General features: G+C 63.1%; 12 protein-coding genes. 6 read left to right on the top strand and 6 right to left on the bottom strand.

Going from position 1 to position 20,412, the window contains the following annotated elements:
* Positions 1-107 precede the first annotated feature (107 nt).
* Positions 108-3,011 carry an ATP-binding protein gene (locus AC0L3X_RS17920; RefSeq protein WP_084795223.1) on the top strand — a complete coding sequence of 968 codons (2,904 nt, stop codon included), beginning with the start codon at positions 108-110 and terminating at the stop codon, positions 3,009-3,011.
* 293 nt (positions 3,012-3,304) lie between these two features.
* On the opposite strand, the gene AC0L3X_RS17915 is transcribed toward AC0L3X_RS17920, so the two are convergent.
* Positions 3,305-6,160 (bottom strand): ATP-binding protein, encoded by a 2,856-nt coding sequence (locus AC0L3X_RS17915; protein ID WP_231144512.1) that lies wholly within the window; start codon positions 6,158-6,160, stop codon positions 3,305-3,307.
* Between the two features lie 124 nt (positions 6,161-6,284).
* The gene (locus tag AC0L3X_RS17910) at positions 6,285-6,566 is read right to left on the bottom strand and encodes a hypothetical protein (protein WP_028153535.1); all 282 of its coding nucleotides are present in this window, start codon (positions 6,564-6,566) and stop codon (positions 6,285-6,287) included.
* Positions 6,567-6,879: 313 nt separating this feature from the next.
* Here AC0L3X_RS17910 and AC0L3X_RS17905 point away from each other — a divergent pair, with 313 nt between their 5' ends.
* From AC0L3X_RS17905 to AC0L3X_RS17895, 3 genes are all read left to right on the top strand, one after another.
* The gene (locus AC0L3X_RS17905) at positions 6,880-7,122 is read left to right on the top strand and encodes a hypothetical protein (protein WP_063984300.1); all 243 of its coding nucleotides are present in this window, start codon (positions 6,880-6,882) and stop codon (positions 7,120-7,122) included.
* Positions 7,123-7,478: 356 nt separating this feature from the next.
* Positions 7,479-8,750, top strand: coding sequence for an ABC transporter substrate-binding protein (locus tag AC0L3X_RS17900; RefSeq protein ID WP_063984301.1), 1,272 nt, complete (start codon positions 7,479-7,481; stop codon positions 8,748-8,750).
* A gap of 153 nt (positions 8,751-8,903) precedes the next feature.
* A complete protein-coding gene (locus AC0L3X_RS17895) occupies positions 8,904-9,137 on the top strand; it encodes a hypothetical protein (protein WP_063984302.1) in 234 nt (77 codons plus the stop codon).
* A 302-nt stretch (positions 9,138-9,439) separates the two neighbouring features.
* Here AC0L3X_RS17895 and AC0L3X_RS17890 read toward each other — a convergent pair whose 3' ends face one another.
* On the bottom strand, positions 9,440-10,333 hold the full coding sequence (locus AC0L3X_RS17890) for a helix-turn-helix transcriptional regulator (protein WP_231144511.1): 894 nt from the start codon (positions 10,331-10,333) through the stop codon (positions 9,440-9,442).
* A 596-nt stretch (positions 10,334-10,929) separates the two neighbouring features.
* On the opposite strand from AC0L3X_RS17890, the gene AC0L3X_RS17885 reads away from it, so the two are divergent.
* A complete protein-coding gene (locus AC0L3X_RS17885) occupies positions 10,930-13,830 on the top strand; it encodes an ATP-binding protein (RefSeq protein WP_063984304.1) in 2,901 nt (966 codons plus the stop codon).
* Positions 13,831-13,909: 79 nt separating this feature from the next.
* On the top strand, positions 13,910-15,118 hold the full coding sequence (locus tag AC0L3X_RS17880; RefSeq protein WP_208089359.1) for an ABC transporter substrate-binding protein: 1,209 nt from the start codon (positions 13,910-13,912) through the stop codon (positions 15,116-15,118).
* An 87-nt stretch (positions 15,119-15,205) separates the two neighbouring features.
* On the opposite strand, the gene AC0L3X_RS17875 is transcribed toward AC0L3X_RS17880, so the two are convergent.
* Genes AC0L3X_RS17875 through AC0L3X_RS17865 form a run of 3 tightly spaced genes read right to left on the bottom strand, consistent with a single transcriptional unit; the run spans position 15,206 to position 20,368 of the window.
* The gene (locus AC0L3X_RS17875; protein WP_473316568.1) at positions 15,206-15,907 is read right to left on the bottom strand and encodes a hypothetical protein; all 702 of its coding nucleotides are present in this window, start codon (positions 15,905-15,907) and stop codon (positions 15,206-15,208) included.
* A 10-nt stretch (positions 15,908-15,917) separates the two neighbouring features.
* Positions 15,918-17,189, bottom strand: a complete 1,272-nt coding sequence (locus AC0L3X_RS17870; RefSeq protein WP_063984307.1) for an efflux RND transporter periplasmic adaptor subunit — start codon at positions 17,187-17,189, stop codon at positions 15,918-15,920.
* A complete protein-coding gene (locus AC0L3X_RS17865; RefSeq protein WP_071915337.1) occupies positions 17,186-20,368 on the bottom strand; it encodes an efflux RND transporter permease subunit in 3,183 nt (1,060 codons plus the stop codon). Before AC0L3X_RS17865 ends, AC0L3X_RS17870 begins: the two co-directional genes overlap by 4 nt.
* Positions 20,369-20,412: the final 44 nt, after the last annotated feature.

The raw sequence follows: 20,412 nt of genomic DNA, 5'->3' as shown, positions 1-20,412 counted from the left end.
CGATACTGCTGGATGTTACGTTTGAAGCTGCCACCGCGGTCACACGTTTCGGCCCGAGTTCAAGTCATAGAGTACGACGAGTTGGTCGTCGGATTTGATATTTCCAAATGGTCCACCGCTGGCAGAGCAACGCCACAACAGCCACGACCGGACCCTCTCTCCAGGAGAGCTCCGCTCAAGAGATTTTCGTCTTTGGGCCGTTTCGTCTGGACGCTTCGCAGAGACGGATCGAGAAGGATGGCAATCCGGTCCAACTGTCGGCTCGCGCATTTGACCTGCTGCTGACACTGATCCGGCATGCGGGCGAAGTCGTCAGCAAGGGCGATCTGATAGCCAGGACATGGCCAGGCTCCAGCGTCGATGACAACAGCCTGCGCGTCCATATCGCAGCACTCCGCAAGGCGCTCGGGGACGGCAATGCCGGCGCCAAATATCTGAGCACGGTCTCGGGACAGGGTTATTGTTTCGTCGGTTCGGCCGCGACACCGGAGCAGAATCAACCTGCACCGACCAAGCCTGTTCGCGCGCACAACCTGCCGGCACATCCCTGGCAGATGGTGGGCCGCGAGCAAACCATCCAGGATATATCGGAAAGGCTCAAAGCCCAGCGTTTCATCACGGTCGTCGGCCCGGGCGGCATCGGCAAGACGACGGTCGCTGTTTCCGCGGGCCACGCCCTTCTCGCGGAATTCGCCGGCCAGGTTCACTTCGTCAGTCTCGGCGAGACCCGCGATGCCGCTCTGGTGCCGGCCATTGCAGCATCTTCGCTCGGACTGCGGGCGCGATCGGACGATCCCTCAAACAGTCTTGTTGCATTCCTGCGCGACCGGCGGATGCTGCTCATTCTGGATTGCTGCGAGCATGTCGTCGACGCCGCGGCGGCGCTGGCCGAACGGCTCTACCAGGAGGCACCGCAGCTGCACATCATGGCCACGAGCCGGGAGCTGCTGCGGGTCGAAGGCGAGCACACATATCGCCTCTCGCCTCTGACAAGCCCGCCGGAAAACGCCGTTCTGACGGCCGAGAGCGCGATTGCCTACCCCTCCGTAAAGCTCTTCGTGGAACGCGCGGCCGCAGCTGGAGGTGGGTTCGGATTGACGGATGCGAACGCGTCGGACGTCGGCAACGTCTGCCGTCGGCTCAATGGCATCCCGCTCGCGATCGAGCTCACCGCCGGCCATGTGACCGCCTACGGCGTCAAGGCCATGGTCCAACTCCTCGACAAGCACTTCAATCTGCTGTGGGAAGGACGACGCACGGCGCTGCCCCGGCACCGCACGCTTCGCGCAACCATCGAGTGGAGCTACGATCTTCTATCCGGGCCCGAACGGGTGGTTCTCAGCCAGCTATCCGTGTTCGTCGGCAGCTTCACCGCCGATGCGGCCCGAGCGATCGCCGGCAGCGATGCGACCAGCGACGACACGACCATGGCTGCGCTCGACAACCTCGTGGCCAAGTCGATGCTTGCCCCGAACCAGGACTCGCAATCGATTCGCTACAGGCTCGCGGACGCGACGCGGGCCTACGCGCAGGAGAAGCTCGCCGCCAGCACCGACGCCGAGATCGTGCCGCTACGCCACGCCTCCTACTTTCGAGATTTGCTTGAAGAGACGGCCGACGAGCCGAATGAAGGCCTGTCGTCGATGGCCGATCAATTCGGCGACATACGCAGCGCGCTGGCGTGGTGCTTCTCGGATCGAGGCGACCGCAGAACCGGCGTCGGCCTCGCTGCCGCAGCGATCCCCCTGTTCTTCAAGCTGTCGCTCTTCACCGAATGCCAGCTCTGGGTCACGCGCGCAATCGAAGCGCTTCGTGAGACGGGCGGAAGTGTCAGGCACGACCTCGCACTTCATGCCGCGCTGGCGTCGGCGCGGATGCTGACGGGACAAATCGACGAATTGGGCGTCGGCTATCTCGACAGAGCGGTCCGGTTGGCGGAGACAATTGGCGATGTCGCCGGCCAAATCCGCCTGATTGGCCGACTGCATCTGCTCCAATTGCTGGTCGGCAATTTTGACGATGCGCTGGCCACCGCTAAGCGCGGCGAAGCGATTGCCCTCGCCAGCAACGATTCCGTCGGAGTGGCGCGCATGCGCATGTTGCTCGGAACGTCGTGCCACTATCTGGGCGAGGTTGCCGCGTCTCGCTCGTACGTCGAAGCGGCGCTGTCCCATCCGGGACTGGAAGGCGACTCCCGTGGCGGCCTGACGTCCGATTACCCGAAGCGTCCTCAAATCACCCTCGCCCGCATCTTGTGGCTCGAGGGACATCCCGATCAGGCCACGGCGACGGCGCGCCAAGCCATCTCCGATGTGATCGCCATCAACCATCCGACCATATTGTGCATAGCGCTGCCCTGGGCATTCGGTGTTTTCCTTTGGAACGGGGATGTGGGCGTGTGCGAAGAGCACATTGACAGGCTCCTCGTGGAGACCCGCAAGCATAATCTCGCCACCCTCCAGACGGTCGGCGACGCCATGAAAGGGATTGCGCTGTTGGCGCGCGGCGAGAGTGATATCGGGCTGGCCATGCTGAACGCCTCCGTCAAGAAGCTGCAGAGCCAGCGCTACGGCGCGGCGGCCGGACTTTGCGTGCCGCTCGCGGAAGCTCTGGCGGCGACAGGTCGTGGAGATGAAGCACTCGACATCCTCGATCAGGCGATTGCCCGGGGCCGGCGTCGCAACTTCATGGTGGAGATGCCGGACATGTTGCGGGCAAGGGCAGAAGTGCTGATCCGCAAGGACAATCCCGACTTCCTGGAGGCGGAGCGGAGCCTGGCGCAGTCACTTGACCTTGCCCGACATCAGGGGGCGCTCGGTTTTGAGTTGCGCACGGCAATCGGTCTTGCAGGGCTATTGCAGCGGCGGGGCCGCCGCAGTGAAGCGCAAGACGTGCTCGCGCCCATCTATGGACGATTCACCGAGGGGTTCAATACGCCCGTCCTGAAAGCGGCCAGCGAATTGCTGGCCGAATTGGCGTCTCCGCCTTCGGGCTCGCTCGCCGCGAGTTGATGGCTCCGCAACGGGCGCGCCTGGGAGTGCGCGAATCCGCAGCGACATCAGGCGTGATCGCAACTCCTGTGGGTCAGGTCGTGCGGCTGGCGGCGATGCCGTGCAATCCGGATAGAAGCGCGCGGCGTGGAAAGACCGCGTCGAGGGGCCGGCGCATTCTTGGTCCGGCAATAGGACTTCGAAGCCAACGTTCTGGAGCACGGGGGATGCGGCGCTCGCCGAGGCCGCACCTGCGTCCGATGACATGTATCGGACGCCGCCCCCGGGGCATCCTGTAGTACCGCGCGTCAGCCCTATGAGGTCGAAAACTCCGTCATCATCGCTCTCGCGAGCCTGAGATCCGCGGTCTCGAAACCTTCGGTGAATTTGCCGTACACAAAAGCCAGGATTTGGTGCGCATCGGCGGGACGGCCCTGACTCGTCCTCAACCGTGCCAGGCTGATGGCCGCCCTCAGCTCCCAGAACAGCGCACCTTGGCCGCGCGCCACTTCGAACGCCTTGTCGAAGCACTGCTCGGCAGCGATAGCCGAGCGACGCTCGCCGGGATGCCGGAGCAACTCGCCCTTGATGCGCCAGAGCTCGGCCGCGTACCACCGCTCATCCCTCGCCTCGCAGCGCGCGAGCGCCTCATCCGCTGTCGCAAGCCCCAGCGATACTTCGCCGACCTCTCCGAGACATGCCGCCAGTTCGCCGAGAGGAAGCAGGAAGCGCGGCAGGAAACGCGCCTCGCCCGCAAGCTCGAGCGCCTTGCGCAGCAACGTCAGTCCGGCGGCGACATCGCCACGCCGCGCCATGACCATGCCCCTGAAGGCGCGCGCCCATACGTTCCATAGACGGATCGGATGACGTTCGGTGTGCTCGAGCAGCATGGTGCAATAGCCTTCCGCAGCATCGAGATCGCCGGCCAGGAAAGCAATCGGACAGGCGCCCTGGCCAAGCACGCTGCAGAAGGTCAGAGCATGACCACTCGCTCGGCCCTCCTCGACATTGCGCTCGACGACGCTCAGTGCCTGATCCGCCAACCCGAGAAGCCACAGGATGCGCGCCTGGAAATAGCGTGCCGAGGCACGCAGGTCGAACCTGAAACGGATCACCTGCGGCTTCGCCGCCAGATCGGAAAGGCGAGACAAGGTCCGCCCAATGTGATGATGCGCCAACCGCTGGTCACCGAGGTAGTGCAGCGTGGTGGCAAGCAGCCGATCGCCCATCATCCGGTCGACCGAATTTTGGGAATCGGCCACGATATCCGCGAAGCGGTGCGCGAATTCCAACGCCTTGCGGAACTCGCCGTTGTTGAATTGATCGATGCACAGCCCCCAAAGCGCGCGCAGGAGATAGTCGCTGTCGCCGAGCTGCTCGGCCAGCTGCAGGGTCGCCGCCCAAGCCGGACCGGCCTCTCGGGCCCTGCCAACGCCGTACATCAGTGACCAGCCAAGCGCGGCCGATAATTGCATGCGGAGCCGCAAAGCGCCCGCGGCGCTGCCGTCGAGGCTGGCCAACGCCAGTTCGGTCCGCTCGCGGCACTCGGCGAGGAGCGACAATTGTACCCATAACGGGACGGCCCCTGCGGTCAGCGCCACTCCGATCTGCGCATCTCCGTCGGGCGAGAAAGCCCAATCGAGGCTGGATCTTACGTTGTCGATGTGCTGGCCATAGAAGCCGAGCCACTCCGCCTGCGGCTTCACTTCGCTGTCAGCTTCCGCATTCGCAAAGAACCCGCCATAGTATCCGGCCTGGCGGCGCGCGACGCCGGGAAATTCGCCGCTGGCGTGAAGCTTTTCCAGCGCATAGGCGCGCGTGGTGTCCAGCAGGCGATAGTACGGGCGCTCGCCGCGAATATCCGCAAGGACGAGCGACTTTGCCACCAGGTTGGCAAGCTCCGCGGTGACGTCGCCCATCCCTTCGCTCGCGACCGCGATCACGGCATCGAGCAGAAACTCTCCGGCAAACACGCCGAGCCGCCGCAGGACCCGCGCCTCGGCGTCCGGCAGTAGATCGTAGCTCCAGTCGAGCGTCGCACGAAGCGTTTGCTGCCTGGGCAACGCAGTACGCCGGCCGGTCGTCAGAAATTTGAACCTATCGTCGAGAAGTGCCGCGATCTTCGGCGGACTGAGCATCACGGCGCGTGCCGCCGCGAACTCGATCGCGAGCGGAATGCCATCCAGCCGGCGGCAGATGGCTGCGACGGCATCGAGGTTCTCTTCGTCGAGCGCGAAGCTGGAGCCCAGCGCTTTCGCTCTGGTCGTGAACAATTCTACCGCCGTGTAGGCCGATGCGGCGTCAGACCCGAGCCGGACTTCGGGCGGCACCCCCAGGGGCGGAACGCGATAGACATGTTCGCCGTCAATGCGCAGCGCTTCGCGACTTGTCGCCAGGACGATCGTTCCGGAACACTGGCTGACGATCGTCTCGGCCAGTTGGGCCACGGTATCAACGACGTGCTCGCAATTGTCGAGAATGAGCAACAACTGCCTGGCGCCAATCGCGCGCGCTATGGAGCCCGGGGTGATCTCCTCCCCTTCGAGCTTGATACCGAGCGTGCTGGCGACGGCCGAGCACACGAGCTTGGGATCGGGCAGCGAGGCCAATTCGACCAGCAACCGGTCGGCCGCAAAACCGGCTGGCGGCGTCCTGGCAGCTTGTAGTGCAAGGGCCGTCTTGCCGATCCCGCCAGGCCCGACGAGGCTCACGACGCGATAAGCCGACAGAAGCTCCCACAAACGCGCGACCGCGGTGGTGCGGCCGATGAGAACGAATGATGCATTGGGAATGTTGGTCGACGGCAGTGGCTGGGGTGCGGCAGATTGTAGCGGGGCATCCATCTGCCGGGTCCGCCATGAACCCAGCAGGCGATAGCCCCGGCCGACCGTTGTCGCCAGCATGTCACGATCCGAACCAAAGGCCTTCCGGATCGCCGCGATATGGACCCGAAGTGCACTCTCCTCGACGAAGACGCCGCGCCAGACACGCTCTGTCAGGTCATTCTTGGTGACCAGCCCGCCTTCGGCCTGAGCCAATTCCGCAAGAATCTCAAAGGCACGACCGCCCAGAGGAACGGACTCTCCCATCGAGCGCAGTTCGCGTCTGGCAAGATCGATCTCCCATTCAGCGCAAGCGTAGACGGGGCGCTGGTTTGGCTCGGCCATCATCGGCATAGCCCCAGGCGGTTGTTTGATCTTGCGCCCAGCGTATCACCAACGCTTTCAAAATACACAATCTGTCCGGCGACCAAGGCCGCCAGACACTCGCCGCAAATATCGCAATGCTCGCACGTCAGCAGCCGCGACAGATGGATCCTTCCAGCATCTTCTCGACCCGTGCGTCCTCCTTGTCGATGGTCGCATCCGAGCCGAGCAGCGGTCCCTTCGTCGGATGACCAACCCCCTCCGATGACGGGAGCGCGGTGCCGAGCGAGTTCGTTCCCGGCGCAGCAGCGCTGGTACCGAGCGCGCCGCCGCTCTCCATCGACATGTGAGATCCCATGCCGCCGCGGGCAGATGCAACGCCCGAGAGCGCAAGGCTGGCAACGACGCAGAGAAACCAGAGCAGTCTCATGGCTCACACTCCTCATGTTGTATGACCTGCACCTTGAACTGGGCGTCGCACACGATTCGACCATGCACGATCGCGCGAGCAACTATGACAATTGTGACAGAGTTCGGCTTCGAAGACGCATCAGACCTTCGTAACCGCGCGCTCTGCCTGATATTCCCGTCATCTTCTCGCAAGAGTGATGCACAGCAATCGGGGTTTTTTGGCCGGACTGCCTATATAGCCCGGTATAGAAAGCAATTCCGGAAACGCCATCAGCCGAGCAGCGATCATCGCCAAGCGACTCTCCGCACGTCACGAACAATGGAGATTCGCTATGAGTGCATTCAAAACCCTGATCGCCGCAGTGCTGCTCTCAACGGCAACGATATCATCCGCCTCCGCGGCTTGGTCCTTTGCCGATCAGGAGCCCGCCGCATTTGCATCAATGTATCCCAATCGCGACGTGCTGAATGGCGGCGCATTGACGCCGGCAGGGCGAATGGGTCTCGAGCGGTCCGGTGGCGCGGCTCCGGTGTTCGGAGCGGGCCACATCTACAACCGCCACGGGCATCGGTGAGCGGCGGCAACACGCAAAGGCAAATTGCCGCGTCACCATGCCTGTCTGTGACCTCGCTCGGAGTGCGACCGCGCCATGCGGCGCACCCCGCGGGTCCGGAGCCTCGATCGATATCATCGGCTCCGGACGTTTGTTCGCGACGACGGCGTAGAACGCTCCCCCAGATCGGGCGCCGGTGACGGGCCAATTCTACGCACACCATTGTAAAACTTCACAGTTCTTCAGCTTCTGTAATCCGGCTCGCGGCGGGTCCCGCGCTACACTCCGGCTATCGACTGTTGGACGAGCAGGCCCTCCATTGGCGCCATACCGCCGCCCGGCAGGCACGATGACCAGCAGCGCTATGGAGGCATCGCTTGATCACCGGTGGAAGTGGCCATTTGAGTCCGGACATTGCGAGGCGCCTGCGAAAACTAGCGGTCGTCACTGTCATATTTGCGGCCGGCGCAGCCAGCGCCTCTGCGCAACAGCGATACGATCCCGGTGCGAGCGACACCGAGATCAGGATCGGCAACATCATGCCCTATAGCGGCCCGGCATCGGCTTACGGCATCATCGGCAGGACGATGAGTGCGTATTTTCGCATGGTCAACGACAATGGCGGCATCAACGGCCGGACAGTCGAGTTCATCTCCTACGACGATGGCTACAATCCGTCCCGAGCGGTCGAGCAGGCACGGCGGCTCGTCGAGGCCGACGAAGTGCTCGCGATCTTCGCCCCCTTCGGCACCGCGAGCAACGCCGCCATTCAAAGGTACATGAATAATCGCCACGTGCCGCAATTGTTCGCCATTTCGGGAGCATCTCGCTGGGCTGATCCCGTCCACTTTCCGTGGACGATCGGCTGGCTACCGAGCTACCGAACCGAGGCACGCATCTACGCGGACTATGTCCTGACGCATTACCCTGGCGCCAGGATCGGCATCCTCTACCAGAACGACGACTTCGGACGCGATTATCTGGCTGGCCTGAAGGAGGTGCTGCAAGACAGGTACGCGCAAATGGTGGTTGCGAGCCTGCCATATGAAATCAGCGAGCCGACAATCGACTCGCAGATCGTGGCGATCAAGGCGGCCGCCCCCGACATTTTCATCAATGTCGCCACGCCAAAATTCGCGGCTCAGGCGATCAGGAAGCTCGCCGAGCTGGACTGGCATCCCGTCCACATCATGACGAACGTCTCGGTTTCGGTTGGCTCAGTGTTGAAGCTCGCAGGACTGGACAACGCGAAGGGAGTCCTGAGTGCCGGGTACCAGATGGACGTGACCGACCCGCAGTGGGACTCATACCCGGGCATGCAGCATTTTCGCGCGTTCATGGCGAAATACTATCCGGACGCAGATCGATCCGAAAGCGGCCCGCTGGTAGCATTCAATATGTCGAGCGCGCTCGTTGAGGTGCTTAGGCGCTGTGGCGACGATCTTACGCGCGAGAGGATCATGCAGGTGGCGACGAATCTCGACATCGAGGGGGCGGCCTATATTCCCGGCGTCCGGGTCAAGACATCGCCGACGGACTTTCGCCCGATCGAGCATCTCCAAATGATGCGTTTCACCGGCGAGAAGTGGGAATGGTTCGGTCCGCTCATGAATGGCCATTCGGACCAGATAACGCTTTCGCCCGACTAGCGAGCAATCGCTTTCGAGATGAAGCGCGGGCGCCGACTTCGTGCAAAGGCGAAAATGATCGTTCAATTGATACTGCTCATCCGACACATGCGTACACATGTCTGGCAGGCGAGCCGAGGCGTTCCCGGCGTCGCTTTGTCAAGGAGACGTGCAATGACTACACTGAAGCTCTTGTCGGCCGGACTGATGGTTTCGGCCATGATCGCCTCCCCCGCGATGGCTCGCGAAGGCAACAACCAGGCGCGCCGGACCAATGACGACGCCTATGCGTCGGTTCAGCGCGTTCCGGTGACGTCCAAGCGCAACTGTGTTCGCGCTCCCGACGTCGGTGCGTATGCGAGCGACCCCTGGCGTCGGCCTCCGTGCGAGCCCAAGTCGGGCTATTGAGCACGCCAACCGGAGCGCGCCCCCTTGCCGCAAGGCAATCGTCAGCGCGGACTTGAAGAGGTTCATCTCGGCGCTTCGGGGGCTTCCATCTCGCGGACGTGACTGGAGGAAGAATGGCGGCCCTATGAAGCCCCGTTCTTCCGACCGGCCATGTCTGAGACGCATTGATCCCTACCAACGCCGCGGCCCGGCATCTGCAGCGGATCCGAGAGCGATACCAGCTCCATCGCGGAATTCACCAACCTCGCCACTGCAGTCTCAGGCCCCGCGGGGGCGAGGCCTACTCGCTCGAGGCAAGGGCATCAAAGATCGAATCCAGCCGCAGCGGCATCTCGCCATCGACTCGGCGTGTCACCCGCGAAGCGCCTGAACGTCGTCGTGAAGTGGGCCTGGCTCTGAAAACCCACTGTGAGCGCGACCTCAACAATCGGCATCTCGCAGTCCCGCAGCAGATCCTTGGAACGCTGTATCCGGTGCCGCAAGATATATTCGTGAGGCCTGCAACCCGTCGCGGCGCGGAACTGGGCGGCGAAATGCATCCGGCTCAGGCCCGCGGCCGCGGCAAGATCCGCCAGCACGATTTTCTTGCGGAAGTGAGTCTCGATATAGTCGAGCACCCGCTTGAGCCGCCACTTCTGCAATCCGTGGACCGGCCTTTCAGAAGTGCATTGGCCGACGCGGGTTCGCTCGTCGAACCTCGGCTCCGCCTCGGACCGCAAGGCGAGGAGCCGGGCAATGACGGCAAATCGCAGGGCGTCGACGCAAAGGGCGCTATCGGTGGCCTTCAATCGCTCCATCGCGACGAGAGCTTCGGACAGGCGCTGAACTACCGGATCGTCGTCACAAATGGACGCCGTTGTCAGAGAGCTAGGTGCAGTCATGGCCGCGCGTTGCCACGGGATTTCGACGCGCAGCCAGCCGGTGTCGCGCGCCGGATTACACGGGGATATGCTGGAGCTGCGCCGTGGCTGCCCTTCGATCGCAATGACCAGACCAAGCCGCTCGAAGGCAATCGTCGTTGCGTCAAGGGGGGACAGATCGTCTCTGCGCGAAACGGTGGTAGGCGCGATGACCTTCGGAAGCGGCGCGATCGAGGCCATTGCGATGGCCGAGCGGAAATCTGTTTCGTCCGCGGTGACGGTCGCCTGGGTGTCGCCATGCTTCGGTTGTGGCGACAGTAATAATGGCTGAGACATGATCTTACTCTGGCAAGGACAATCCAAACGATGATGCTCCATTCCGGCGAAGCGCATCGATCGCAGAGTAAGGTAGCAAGCTATGGCCCGATCGCGAGTGAAGAGGCGCAAAATCAGGAAACTTCAGGCTCTCCTTCGCCGACATGCCGACACCGTCGAAGCGATGCGTCGTGCCATCCTTTCAATCGAGATGCCGCGCGATATCCTGCAGCTCGCGATGTGAACAGGTGTCGCTTCGACCGCTCGATAACGAAGAGACCAAGCAGGCTGCCGAGCTTCTGAACCGTTGCGACGCGAAGTCCCCTGCCCCGTGTTGCTGTCGGGATGTGCTGCACGCTCCTTCCGGCCCGCTCTCCCATTTTGGCACTCCCATTCGTCCTCACGAATTCGTGTGCAAGCAACGAGCGTTTCGGACGCCTGCATCGAGCCATGGCGAACAGCCGACTACTGAGAAGGTCGCCTTGACACCCCAACGGCCTCCCCTGTAGGACACCTGGGCATACTGACGCTTTCAGAATCTTGCCAGGGGCGGTGATCTTTGGGGGTCACGTCACTCTCCTAGATTGCGGCAGTGAAGCTGATCCACGGACCCCCTTATGTCGCCTTCGCCCGCCGTACGAACCTACTCTTTCGGTAACTGGCTCATCGATTGCCAGCGGAGAGAGCTGAAGTGCGACAACATCACGGTCCCGATCGGAAGCCGCGCATTCGAGATTCTCGAGAAGCTGGCGGGTTGCGCCGGTCACCTGGTGACCAAGGATGATTTGATCGGAAGTGTCTGGTCAGGCCTGGCCGTCGAGGACAACACGCTACAAGTCCATATCTCCGCCGTCCGCAAGGCGCTGGGCAAAGATCGCGATCTCCTCAAGACGATCTCGGGCCGTGGATATACCCTCGCCGGGACCTGGCGAAGCGGGCATTTGGATCAGCCCGCAGCGACATCGGTATCCGTCCCGGCCATCGAATCCTTTTCGAACAACCTGCCGAACACGCGCGCTCCTCTTATCGGGCGCGAGGATTGCCTGAGCGAAATTGCCGAACTTATGTTCGCATATCGGGCCGTGACTTTGGTCGGCCCGGGAGGCATCGGGAAAACAAAGCTGGCCATCGAACTTGCGCGCCTGGTCGCATCCTCATTCGATGGTGCGGTGGCGCTGGTCGAGCTCGCGACCTTGCATGATCCGGCACTTGCGACATCGACCACCGCCCGTGCGCTCAAGCTTGCCTTGAGTGACAAGGAGGTTTCGGCCGCCTGCATCGCCCAGGCCATCGGGTCACGGCGTCTGCTTCTCATCCTGGACAATTGCGAGCATGTCATCGACGTCGCTGCACAGATCGCGAGTGCTGCACTTCGCTATTGTCCCAATGTCACTATTCTTTCGACCAGTCGGGAAGGCCTCCGCATCGATGGCGAATACGTCGCGGCCATCCCGCCGCTGTCGGTTCCGGACTCTGGTTTGCGTGATCCCGGTTTGCTGTTGCAGGCAAGCGCCGTGCAGCTCTTCGTCGCTCGCACACAGTCGCTACGCGCGAACTTCTCTCCAGGCGCGGACGATCTGCTGAAAGTGGCTGCCATCTGTCGCCGGCTCGACGGAATTCCGCTCGCGCTGGAATTCGCCGCGGCTCAGACCGCGAATCTTGGGGTAGACACGGTCTTGCTTCGCCTGGACAGGCGAATGGAGTTGCTGAGCGGCGGCCGCAGGGACCAACTGCCACGGCACCAGACCCTGCGAGCGACGCTGGACTGGAGCTACGATCTGTTGTCGCCCGACGAGCAAAGGCTGTTGTGCTGGCTCGCGGTGTTTCCGGCAGGTTTCACACTCGATGCGGCCATTGCAATGATGGACGACGCGTTGTCCCGGTCGGACGTCATCGAAACACTGTTCAATCTGGTCGGAAAATCGCTGGTCGCGCTCGATCCCTCCTTCGAAGGGCGGTGGCGTCTGCTGGAGACCACCCGCGCCTATGCTCTGGAGAAGCTGGCAGAAGCAGGGCTCTGCGAGCAGGCCAGCAGACGGCATGCGGGCTTTCTCAGACAGCTCATCATGCCACCTGGCGATGCCTCCCCCGCCTCCGACGATCTCACTCGCCTTGCCCAGGAAATTGGAAACGTGCATGCGGCGCTCGACTGGGCCTTCGCACCCAGCGGCGATGCCGCGCTCGGCGTAGAGCTGACGGCCGGCTTTGTGCCGGTGTGGATGCAACTGCTGTCCTTCATGGAATGCTCGACCCGGATCGAGCACGCTCTCGCCCATCTTGACGGAGAGCTGACCTGCAATCCAAGGCTCAAGGCGCAGCTCTACGTCGCGCTGGGGTTCGCGCTTCTCAATACGACTGGCTCGGCGGATCGCATGAAAGCGGCCCTGAACATCGGCCTTGCGCTCGGCGAAGAGCTGTCCGATCTCGAGCTTCAGCTCAAGGCTGTTTGGACGCTGTGGAGCTATAATCTCAACTCGGGCCAATACGACGCGGCCAAGAGTGTCGGAGAGCGATATCTGGAGATCGCCCTTCGCACGGGAAACCCCGCCAACGAGACGGTCGGCCGCCGCCTGATCGGCGCCGCCACCCATTTTTACGGCGCGCAGGAGGAAGCTCGACGCGAACTGACCCTCTCCCTAGACCACTCGGCTCACGGATTGAAGGACGGCGCGAACCAGATGTGGTTCCTGCTCAACCAGAGCGTCCTGGCAAAAGCCATGTTAGCCCGCGTGCTGCTGCTCCAGGGAAAGATCGCCCAGAGCAGATCCCTGGCCGCGGAATGCCTCGAGGAGGCGCAGCGTGAGAAGGACAAGCTCGCGATCGCTTACGCGCTGCGGAACGCCGTGTGCCCCATTGCGCTGATGACGCATGATGTCGCCACTGCCGATCAGGCGATAGCGTCTCTCCTCGAGCTCGTCACGCGCGAGGGAATAGCTTTCTGGACGAGCTGGACGTCCTGCCTGAAGGGGCAGTTGCTCGTCCTGCAAGGCAGACATCACGATGGAATAGAGCTGCTGCGCAGCGGACTGAAAGCGCGGGCCGAGAACGGCTGGCTGATGCGCAATCCCGAATTTCTCGGATCGCTCGCCGAAGGACTGTTCGCGGTCGGCGAGAGTGCGCAGGCCCTGGCCGCCGTGGAAGATGCCCTGGCCATCTCCCGGCAAGGCCAGCAATTGTGGTGCCTTGCTGATCTGCTGCGGATCAAGGGCGAGATCCTGCTTGCCGATGGCTCGTCAGATCGGTCCCGCTCGGAAGTCCTGTTCTCCGAGGGCCTGTCCGTTGCCAGAGAGCAGCAATGCCGCTTCTACGAGCTGAAGGTCGCGGCAGCCTGGGCAAGGATCATGGCAGCGTCGGACCGCCAGCAGACCGCGCTTGATCTCGTCGGTCCGGTCAGCGCTTTGTTCGATCGGGAGGTCGATCTTCCCGCGCTCGCCTTTGCGCGCGGTCTCGCTGCAAGTCCGGGCATCTCGATTTCGACAGGCGGCGACGACCGGCCCCCGTCCTGCACCTGCCACTAGGTTGCTGATCTTTCGACCGGCACGACATGTCCTGCAGCGCTGGACCAGCCCTCACACTCAATCCTCCGGATCGCACCAGATGAGCATCTCTCGACGACAGGTCTTAGGCAGTGTTGGCGCGTCGGTGTTTTCGCCCGGCATCATCCGCGCCCAGGGCACGAGACCGATCAGGATCGGCGAGATCAACTCCTATAGCAGCGCGCCCGCGTTTACCCTGCCCTATCGTCGCGGCTGGCAGTTGGCGGTCGAACAGCTGAATGCGGGCGGGGGCCTGCTCGGGCGAGAGCTGCAGGTCATCAGCCGGGACGATGAAGGCAAGCCGAGCGTCGCGCTGCGTGCCGCCGAAGAACTGGTGCGACGGAATGACGTCGATCTTCTGGCAGGCGCATATCTGTCGAATGTCGGACTGGCTATCAGCGACTTCGCCCGGCAAAACCGGATCCTCTTCGTGGCGAGCGAACCGCTCACCGACGCCCTCGTTTGGGAGCAAGGACATCGATATTGTTACCGGCTCCGCCCCTCGACATACATGCTGGCAGCCATGCTGGTGGAGGAGGCAGCTCAATTGAAGGCGACGCGGTGGGCGACGATCGCCCCGAACTACGAATACGGCCAGTCGGCCGTAAGATGGTTCACGCAGCTTCTGAGCCGCCGTCGCCCCGACGTCGCGTTCATCAACAGTCAGTGGCCGCCGCTGGGTGCCATTGATGCCGGCGTGGTCGTCAACGCCCTCGCGCAGCAGAAGCCCGAAGCGATCCTCAACGTCACCTTCGGACCCGATCTCGCCAGATTTGTCCGGCAAGGCAATGATCGCGGCCTGTTCGAAGGGCGACACGTCGTGTCGTTCACGACCGGCGAACCCGAATACCTTCTTCCCCTCGGGCAGGACGCCCCGGAGGGATGGATCGTGACCGGCTATCCGGTGACCGAGGTCTTGGGTCACGCCAACAGCGCCTTCGTGTCGGCCTATTCCGCGCGATATGGCGAGGCTCCCACGATGGGATCCGTGGTCGGTCACGCCTTGATCAGCTCCATCGCGGCGCCGATCGCAAAGCTCGGGAAATTCGATACCGAGGCGATGGCCGACGGCTTTGGCAACGTCGGCTTCGAAACGCCGTTCGGCCCGGCGATTTGGCGTTCCATCGACCATCAGAGCACGATGGGGACCTTCGTCGGCCGCACCACTGTACGGGCCAACAAGGGCGTGATGGTGGACTGGAAGTACCGGGACGGTGGAACGATGCTGCCGCCCGACGCCGAAGTTTTGAAGCTACGACCGGCAACGTGAAGCGCCGGTGCGGCCAAGGCTATGCTAGCCGAAGTGTCGTCCCCCGTTCCCCACGCGGTGCGACGAGAGTCCTGTAGCGGCGTCGCCTCAGCATCCCGGCGGCAAGATCGGCGACACTCCCGGCGTTGGCGCCGCGCCTGAGGCGTTGGCCGGCAACACGGTCGCAGGCGCTGCGAGGTTCATCGAGACTCCTTCCGCGCAGGCCGTGCTGTTCGGGCTCGGCATGACGGCGGCATTCGGATCGATGCCGGTGCCGCCGGCGGCGCTGGTGTCCGCCAGGATCGTGCCGGGCGCGAGACTGGACGGCACTTGCGGGATCGAGAGCGGCAGGGACGCAGCGCTTGTCGCGAGCCCTCCCGGCGTCGAGCTGCATGCGACCGTCGTCCCCGTTCCCGCCGGTGCCGCTGCGGGAATCGTTCCGATGGAGCTGCCGGTTTGCCCTGTGACCGGCAATAGCGGAGCGCCGATGCCTGACGCTGACGCGCCGATGCTCGATACGATCGGGGTCGCCGGCACCGGCATCGGGGACGTCGATGGCGTGGCGCAGACGACGACCGTACCCGGCGTCGCCGGATCCGAGGCGAGCGGAACAGGCGCGAGCGTCGTGTCGGGAACGCCAGGCTCGGTTGTTGCGGAAAACGGACCCGGACTATTGAGCGGCGAGGTCACGATCGCACCCGGTACGGTTGGAAGGCCCATCGCCGTGGTGCCCATCGTTGAGACCTGCGCCTCACTCGAAGAACAGCCCAACAGCAAGGCGATCGTTGTTGCGAGCACGATCCGGATCATCTCTATGCTCCTAACTGACCTCGACCTTGCGAATGGTGACCTTGCTGCCCTCCGCCAGGTTCACCGCCGGATTGAGCACGACCTGGTCGCCGGGCTGGAGGCCCTCGCGCACTTCAATTGTGGTGCCCAAGTCCCGCGCGATCGAGACGTGCTGCAGATGAACGGTGCCATTCCGCACGACCGCGACATGAAGACCGTTCTGATCGAAGACGAGCGCATCGGACGAGACGGTCATCGACGGCGTCTTGCGCGGGATCGACAGCTCGACCGTGCAGTAGATACCGGGACTCAAGGCACCGTCCGGATTGGGCACGTCGATCTCGGTCAGCAGAGTTCGGCTTCCCGGCTGCAATGCGCTTGCGATGCGCGTGACTTTCCCCGGAAACGTCCGCCCCGGGATCTCGGGGACGCGAATATCCGCGTCGACGCCCGGCCCGACTCCGAAGGCCTCGTCCTGCGGCACGAAGACCTGGGTTCGGATCACGTTGGAATGCATCAGCGTGAACATGAAGGTCGACCCTGCCTGCACCAGGCTGCCATTGTCCACGTTGCGCTGTGTGATGACGCCGTCGAACGGCGCCACCACGCGCTGATAGGCCTTCTCCTGCTGGAGCACCCGAATCTGGGCTTCCTGCGCTGTGATGTTCGACTGGGCGACACCGACGGCCGCCTGCTGTGCACGCAGGGTGAGACGATCGTTGTCGCCCTGCTGTGCCGTCAGCCAGCCTTGCTTGACCAGATTGCTGTCGCGCGCATTGGTGACGTCGGCGAGCTCCCGGCTCGCTTGCGCCTGCTGCAAGGCGGCCTGGTTTTGGGCCAACGTCGCCTGGGCCTGGGCGATCTGCTGGTCGAGCTCCGGAGCGGTGATTGCCGCGAGAAGATCGCCTTTCTTGACCCGATCGCCGATATCCACGTAGCGCTTTTCGATATAGCCACTGGTCCGCGCGAAGATATTGGCTGCCTCGAACGCGGTCGTCGTCGCCGGCAAGGTAACCTTCATCAGGTCGCCGCTGGGCCGGACCACCGCCACCCGCACCTCCGGAATGGCGGTTCTCACCTGCTCCGCCACTGCAGCGACCTCACGCGCCGCCTGATAGTGCCGCCAGCCGCCAATGCCGAGACCGCCCGCGAGCAGCAGCAGCATCCCTCCTCCGAGCAGCGCGCCGCCGTAACGGCGTCCGGATGGCGCGGCCTTGCCGGGGAGCTCGACGATGCGGCGGCTCTCCGCATCGGGCGGGTCCCTCGCCTCGTCGTCATTGGTCCGCACACGAACGTCGCTCATTCCGGTTGCTCCTCGAATACGCCGTGGTGAGGCTTGCCATCGTTACCTTTGCGCAGCATGGCAAAGAGGTACGGCACGATCAGCAATGTCGTCGGGGTCGCGAACAGAAGTCCGCCGATCACCGCGCGCGCGAGCGCGGCGTTCTGCTCCTCGCCCGGACCTCCGAGCGCCATCGGGATCATGCCCACGATCATCGCGGCAGCAGTCATCAGGACCGGACGGATCCTGGTGCGGCCCGCGCTCAGCGCCGCCTGGAACGCGGAATGTCCCTTCAATTGCTCATCACGCGCGAACGTCACGAGCAGGATCGAATTCGCGGAGGCGACGCCGACCGCCATGATCGCCCCCATCAGCGAAGGCACGTTCAGTGTCGTTCCGGTGATGAACAGCATCGTCAAGATGCCGCACAAGGTCGCCGGCAGCGCCATGATGACGACGAAGGGATCGCCGAAGTTCTGGTAGTTCACGACCATCAGCAGGTAGACCAGGATGGCGGCAAACAGCAGGCCGATTCCGAGATTGCGGAACGACTGATTCATGCTCTGGATCTGTCCCAGGACCTGGATCGAATTACCCGGCTGGAGCTGCTTCTGGAGTGTGGACGTGACCTTGTTGATATCGGCCGCGACGCCGCCGAGATCGCGACCCTGGACGCTCGCATAGACGTCAAACACCGGCTGGACGTTTGCCTGGTTCGAATTGGTGGGGACACTCCCCCGCTTGAACGTCGCGACATTGCTGAGGAGGCCGGGCACCGTCTGCCCGCTCGCGGCAAGCGAGGCCGACACCGGCGTGTTTCCCAGTGCGTTCAGCGAATTGGCCCTGTATTCGGGTGTCTGCACGGCCAGATAATACGGGATGCCCGACGTCGGATCGGTCCAGAAGTTCGGCGAGACCTGAGCCGACGAACTGAGGCTGACATTGATATTGGTCGCCACCGTGCTCGCGTTGAGCCCGAGCTGCGCGGCCCGCGTGCGGTCGATGTCGGCATAGAACGCCGGAGCATCGACTTCCTGCTGCAGATGCGCATCGACGACACCGGGGATCGCCGCGAGGCTCTTCTGCAGCTCCTTGGCCACGGCCAGATTGTTGGCGCCGTAGCCAACCGTGCGGACATCGATCTGCGCCGGAAGACCGAAGTTCAGGATCTGCGTCACGATGTCGGCCGCCTGGAAATAGAACGTGTCCTCCGGGAATGCCGCCGGCAGCACCTGGCGCAGTTTCCTGACGTAGTCCGCGGTCGGCTTGTGTCCGTCCTTGAGCGACACGAGAATGGTGCCGTCGTTCACACCGATCGTCGAGCCGTCGGTGAATGCGAGATTGTAGGGACGCGCCGGAAGCCCGATATTGTCGACGATCAGCGCCCGGTCCCGCTCCGGAATCACCTGGCGGATTTTGTCTTCGACCGCCTGAAAGATCGCTTCCGTCTTCTCGATGCGGGTGCCCGCGGGCGCGCGAACGTGGAGCTGGATCTGGCCGCCGTCGATCAGGGGATAGAAGTCCCTACCGACATAGACGAACATGGTGGCCCCAAGAGCAAGCACCAGCACCGCGACGACCGGCACGACAACGCGACGCCGAAGCAACGTTAACAGCAAATCGGAATAGCCGTTGCGCAGGCGTTCGAATCCGCGGTCGAACATCGCCGAGGCGCGGCCGAAGATGCCCGACGGGCTTCCGCCCTCGCCATGGCGCCGTTCGCCCTTCAGCAGCAGGCCGATGGTGATCGGCGTCAGCGTTCGCGACAACGCATATGACGCCAACATCGCGAACACCACCGCCAGACCCAGCGGGGTGAAGAGGTATTTGGCCGGCCCTTCCAGAAAGACAACCGAGGTGAACACACAGCTGATGGCGAGCGTGGAGACGAGCGTCGGCACCGCGATTTCAGCCGCCCCGTGCAGCGTCGCATCAGGCAACGGCATGCCTTCCTCGGTCCAGAGCCGGTGCGTGTTCTCGATCGTCACCGTGGAATCGTCGACCAGGATACCGACCGCGAGTGCAAGCCCGCCGAGCGTCATCGTGTTCAAGGTCTCGCCGAGACAATACAGCACGACCAGCGAAGACAGCATCGCCAGCGGGATCGAGATCAAGACGACCAGTGTCGATCGCCACGATCCCAGAAACAGCAGGATCATCAGTGCCGTGAGGCCGGCCGCGATCGCGCCCTCGCGCAGCACGCCATCGACCGAATGGGTGACGAAGACCGACTGATCGAACAGCTCGTTGATCTTCAGCCCTGCAGGAGCCGACGCGCGAATCGAACTCAAGGCCTTCTTCACCCCGTTGACGACAGCGAGCGTCGAGGCATTTCCGTTCTTGATCACGCTGAGCAGGACGGCGCGATGACCGTCCTCGCGCACGATGTTCTGCTGGACCTGGGAGCCGTCCCGGACCTGGGCAACGTCCTTCAGGAAGATCGTGGCCCCGTTCACGAACTTGACCGGGATCATGTTGAGATCCTTGATCGAGGCTGGCGTGGCGTTGGTTCGAACGGTGTACTGGGTGTCGCCGATTTTCGTCGTCCCGGTGGGCAGCGTCAGATTTTGGGTGTTCACCGCATTGACGATGTCGAGCGGCGTCAATCCGCGCGACAGGAGCTTGTTCGGATCGATGTCGACCATGATCTGGCGGTACTTGCCGCCGGCAGGCGTGGGCAGCGTCACGCCCGGAACAGGCGCCAATTGCTGCCGGATACGGTAGATGCCGAAATCGTATAATTGCTGCTCGTTCAGACTATTGGACTCGAGGCTGAGCTGCAGCACCGGCACGCTCGATGCATTGAACTGCACGATGATTGGCGGCTGAATGCCCGGCGGCATCAGAGCGCGGATGGCGTTGGTTGCCGAGACGATCTGCGAGATTGCGAGGTCGAGATTCACGTCCGGCTGGAAGTAGATCTTCTGAACCGACAGGCCGTTGAGAGTTTGCGCCTCGATGTTCTTGATGCCGCTGACATTGGCGCTGATCGAATACTGGCTGTAGGTGCTGACGCGCTGCTCCATCTCGGGCGTCGACAGGCCGGTGTAGCTCCACACCACCGTGACGACGGGAATGCGGATCTCCGGAAAAATGTCCGTCGGCATCGACCAGATCGCGATGCCGCCGAGAAACAGGATCAACGCCGCAAGCACATAGAACGTGTGCGGAAACCGTAGCGCGAAGCGAACAATTCCCATGGTGGTTCTGCCTGAAGCAAGTTGCGCGGGATCATTGAACAGAT

The sequence above is a fragment of the Bradyrhizobium sp. MI1.7 genome, from assembly GCF_055811795.1.
This window is presented reverse-complemented; position numbering and strand designations above follow the sequence as displayed.

What these genes read in the sequence shown, in the direction of transcription:
- AC0L3X_RS17920 (WP_084795223.1), top strand. Translation starts at nt 108, where the DNA reads ATGGTCCACCGCTGGCAGAGCAACGCCACAACAGCCACGACCGGACCC.
- AC0L3X_RS17915 (WP_231144512.1), bottom strand. Translation starts at nt 6,160, where the DNA reads ATGATGGCCGAGCCAAACCAGCGCCCCGTCTACGCTTGCGCTGAATGG.
- AC0L3X_RS17910 (WP_028153535.1), bottom strand. Translation starts at nt 6,566, where the DNA reads ATGAGACTGCTCTGGTTTCTCTGCGTCGTTGCCAGCCTTGCGCTCTCG.
- AC0L3X_RS17905 (WP_063984300.1), top strand. Translation starts at nt 6,880, where the DNA reads ATGAGTGCATTCAAAACCCTGATCGCCGCAGTGCTGCTCTCAACGGCA.
- AC0L3X_RS17895 (WP_063984302.1), top strand. Translation starts at nt 8,904, where the DNA reads ATGACTACACTGAAGCTCTTGTCGGCCGGACTGATGGTTTCGGCCATG.
- AC0L3X_RS17890 (WP_231144511.1), bottom strand. Translation starts at nt 10,333, where the DNA reads ATGTCTCAGCCATTATTACTGTCGCCACAACCGAAGCATGGCGACACC.
- AC0L3X_RS17885 (WP_063984304.1), top strand. Translation starts at nt 10,930, where the DNA reads ATGTCGCCTTCGCCCGCCGTACGAACCTACTCTTTCGGTAACTGGCTC.
- AC0L3X_RS17880 (WP_208089359.1), top strand. Translation starts at nt 13,910, where the DNA reads ATGAGCATCTCTCGACGACAGGTCTTAGGCAGTGTTGGCGCGTCGGTG.
- AC0L3X_RS17875 (WP_473316568.1), bottom strand. Translation starts at nt 15,907, where the DNA reads ATGATCCGGATCGTGCTCGCAACAACGATCGCCTTGCTGTTGGGCTGT.
- AC0L3X_RS17870 (WP_063984307.1), bottom strand. Translation starts at nt 17,189, where the DNA reads ATGAGCGACGTTCGTGTGCGGACCAATGACGACGAGGCGAGGGACCCG.
- AC0L3X_RS17865 (WP_071915337.1), bottom strand. Translation starts at nt 20,368, where the DNA reads ATGGGAATTGTTCGCTTCGCGCTACGGTTTCCGCACACGTTCTATGTG.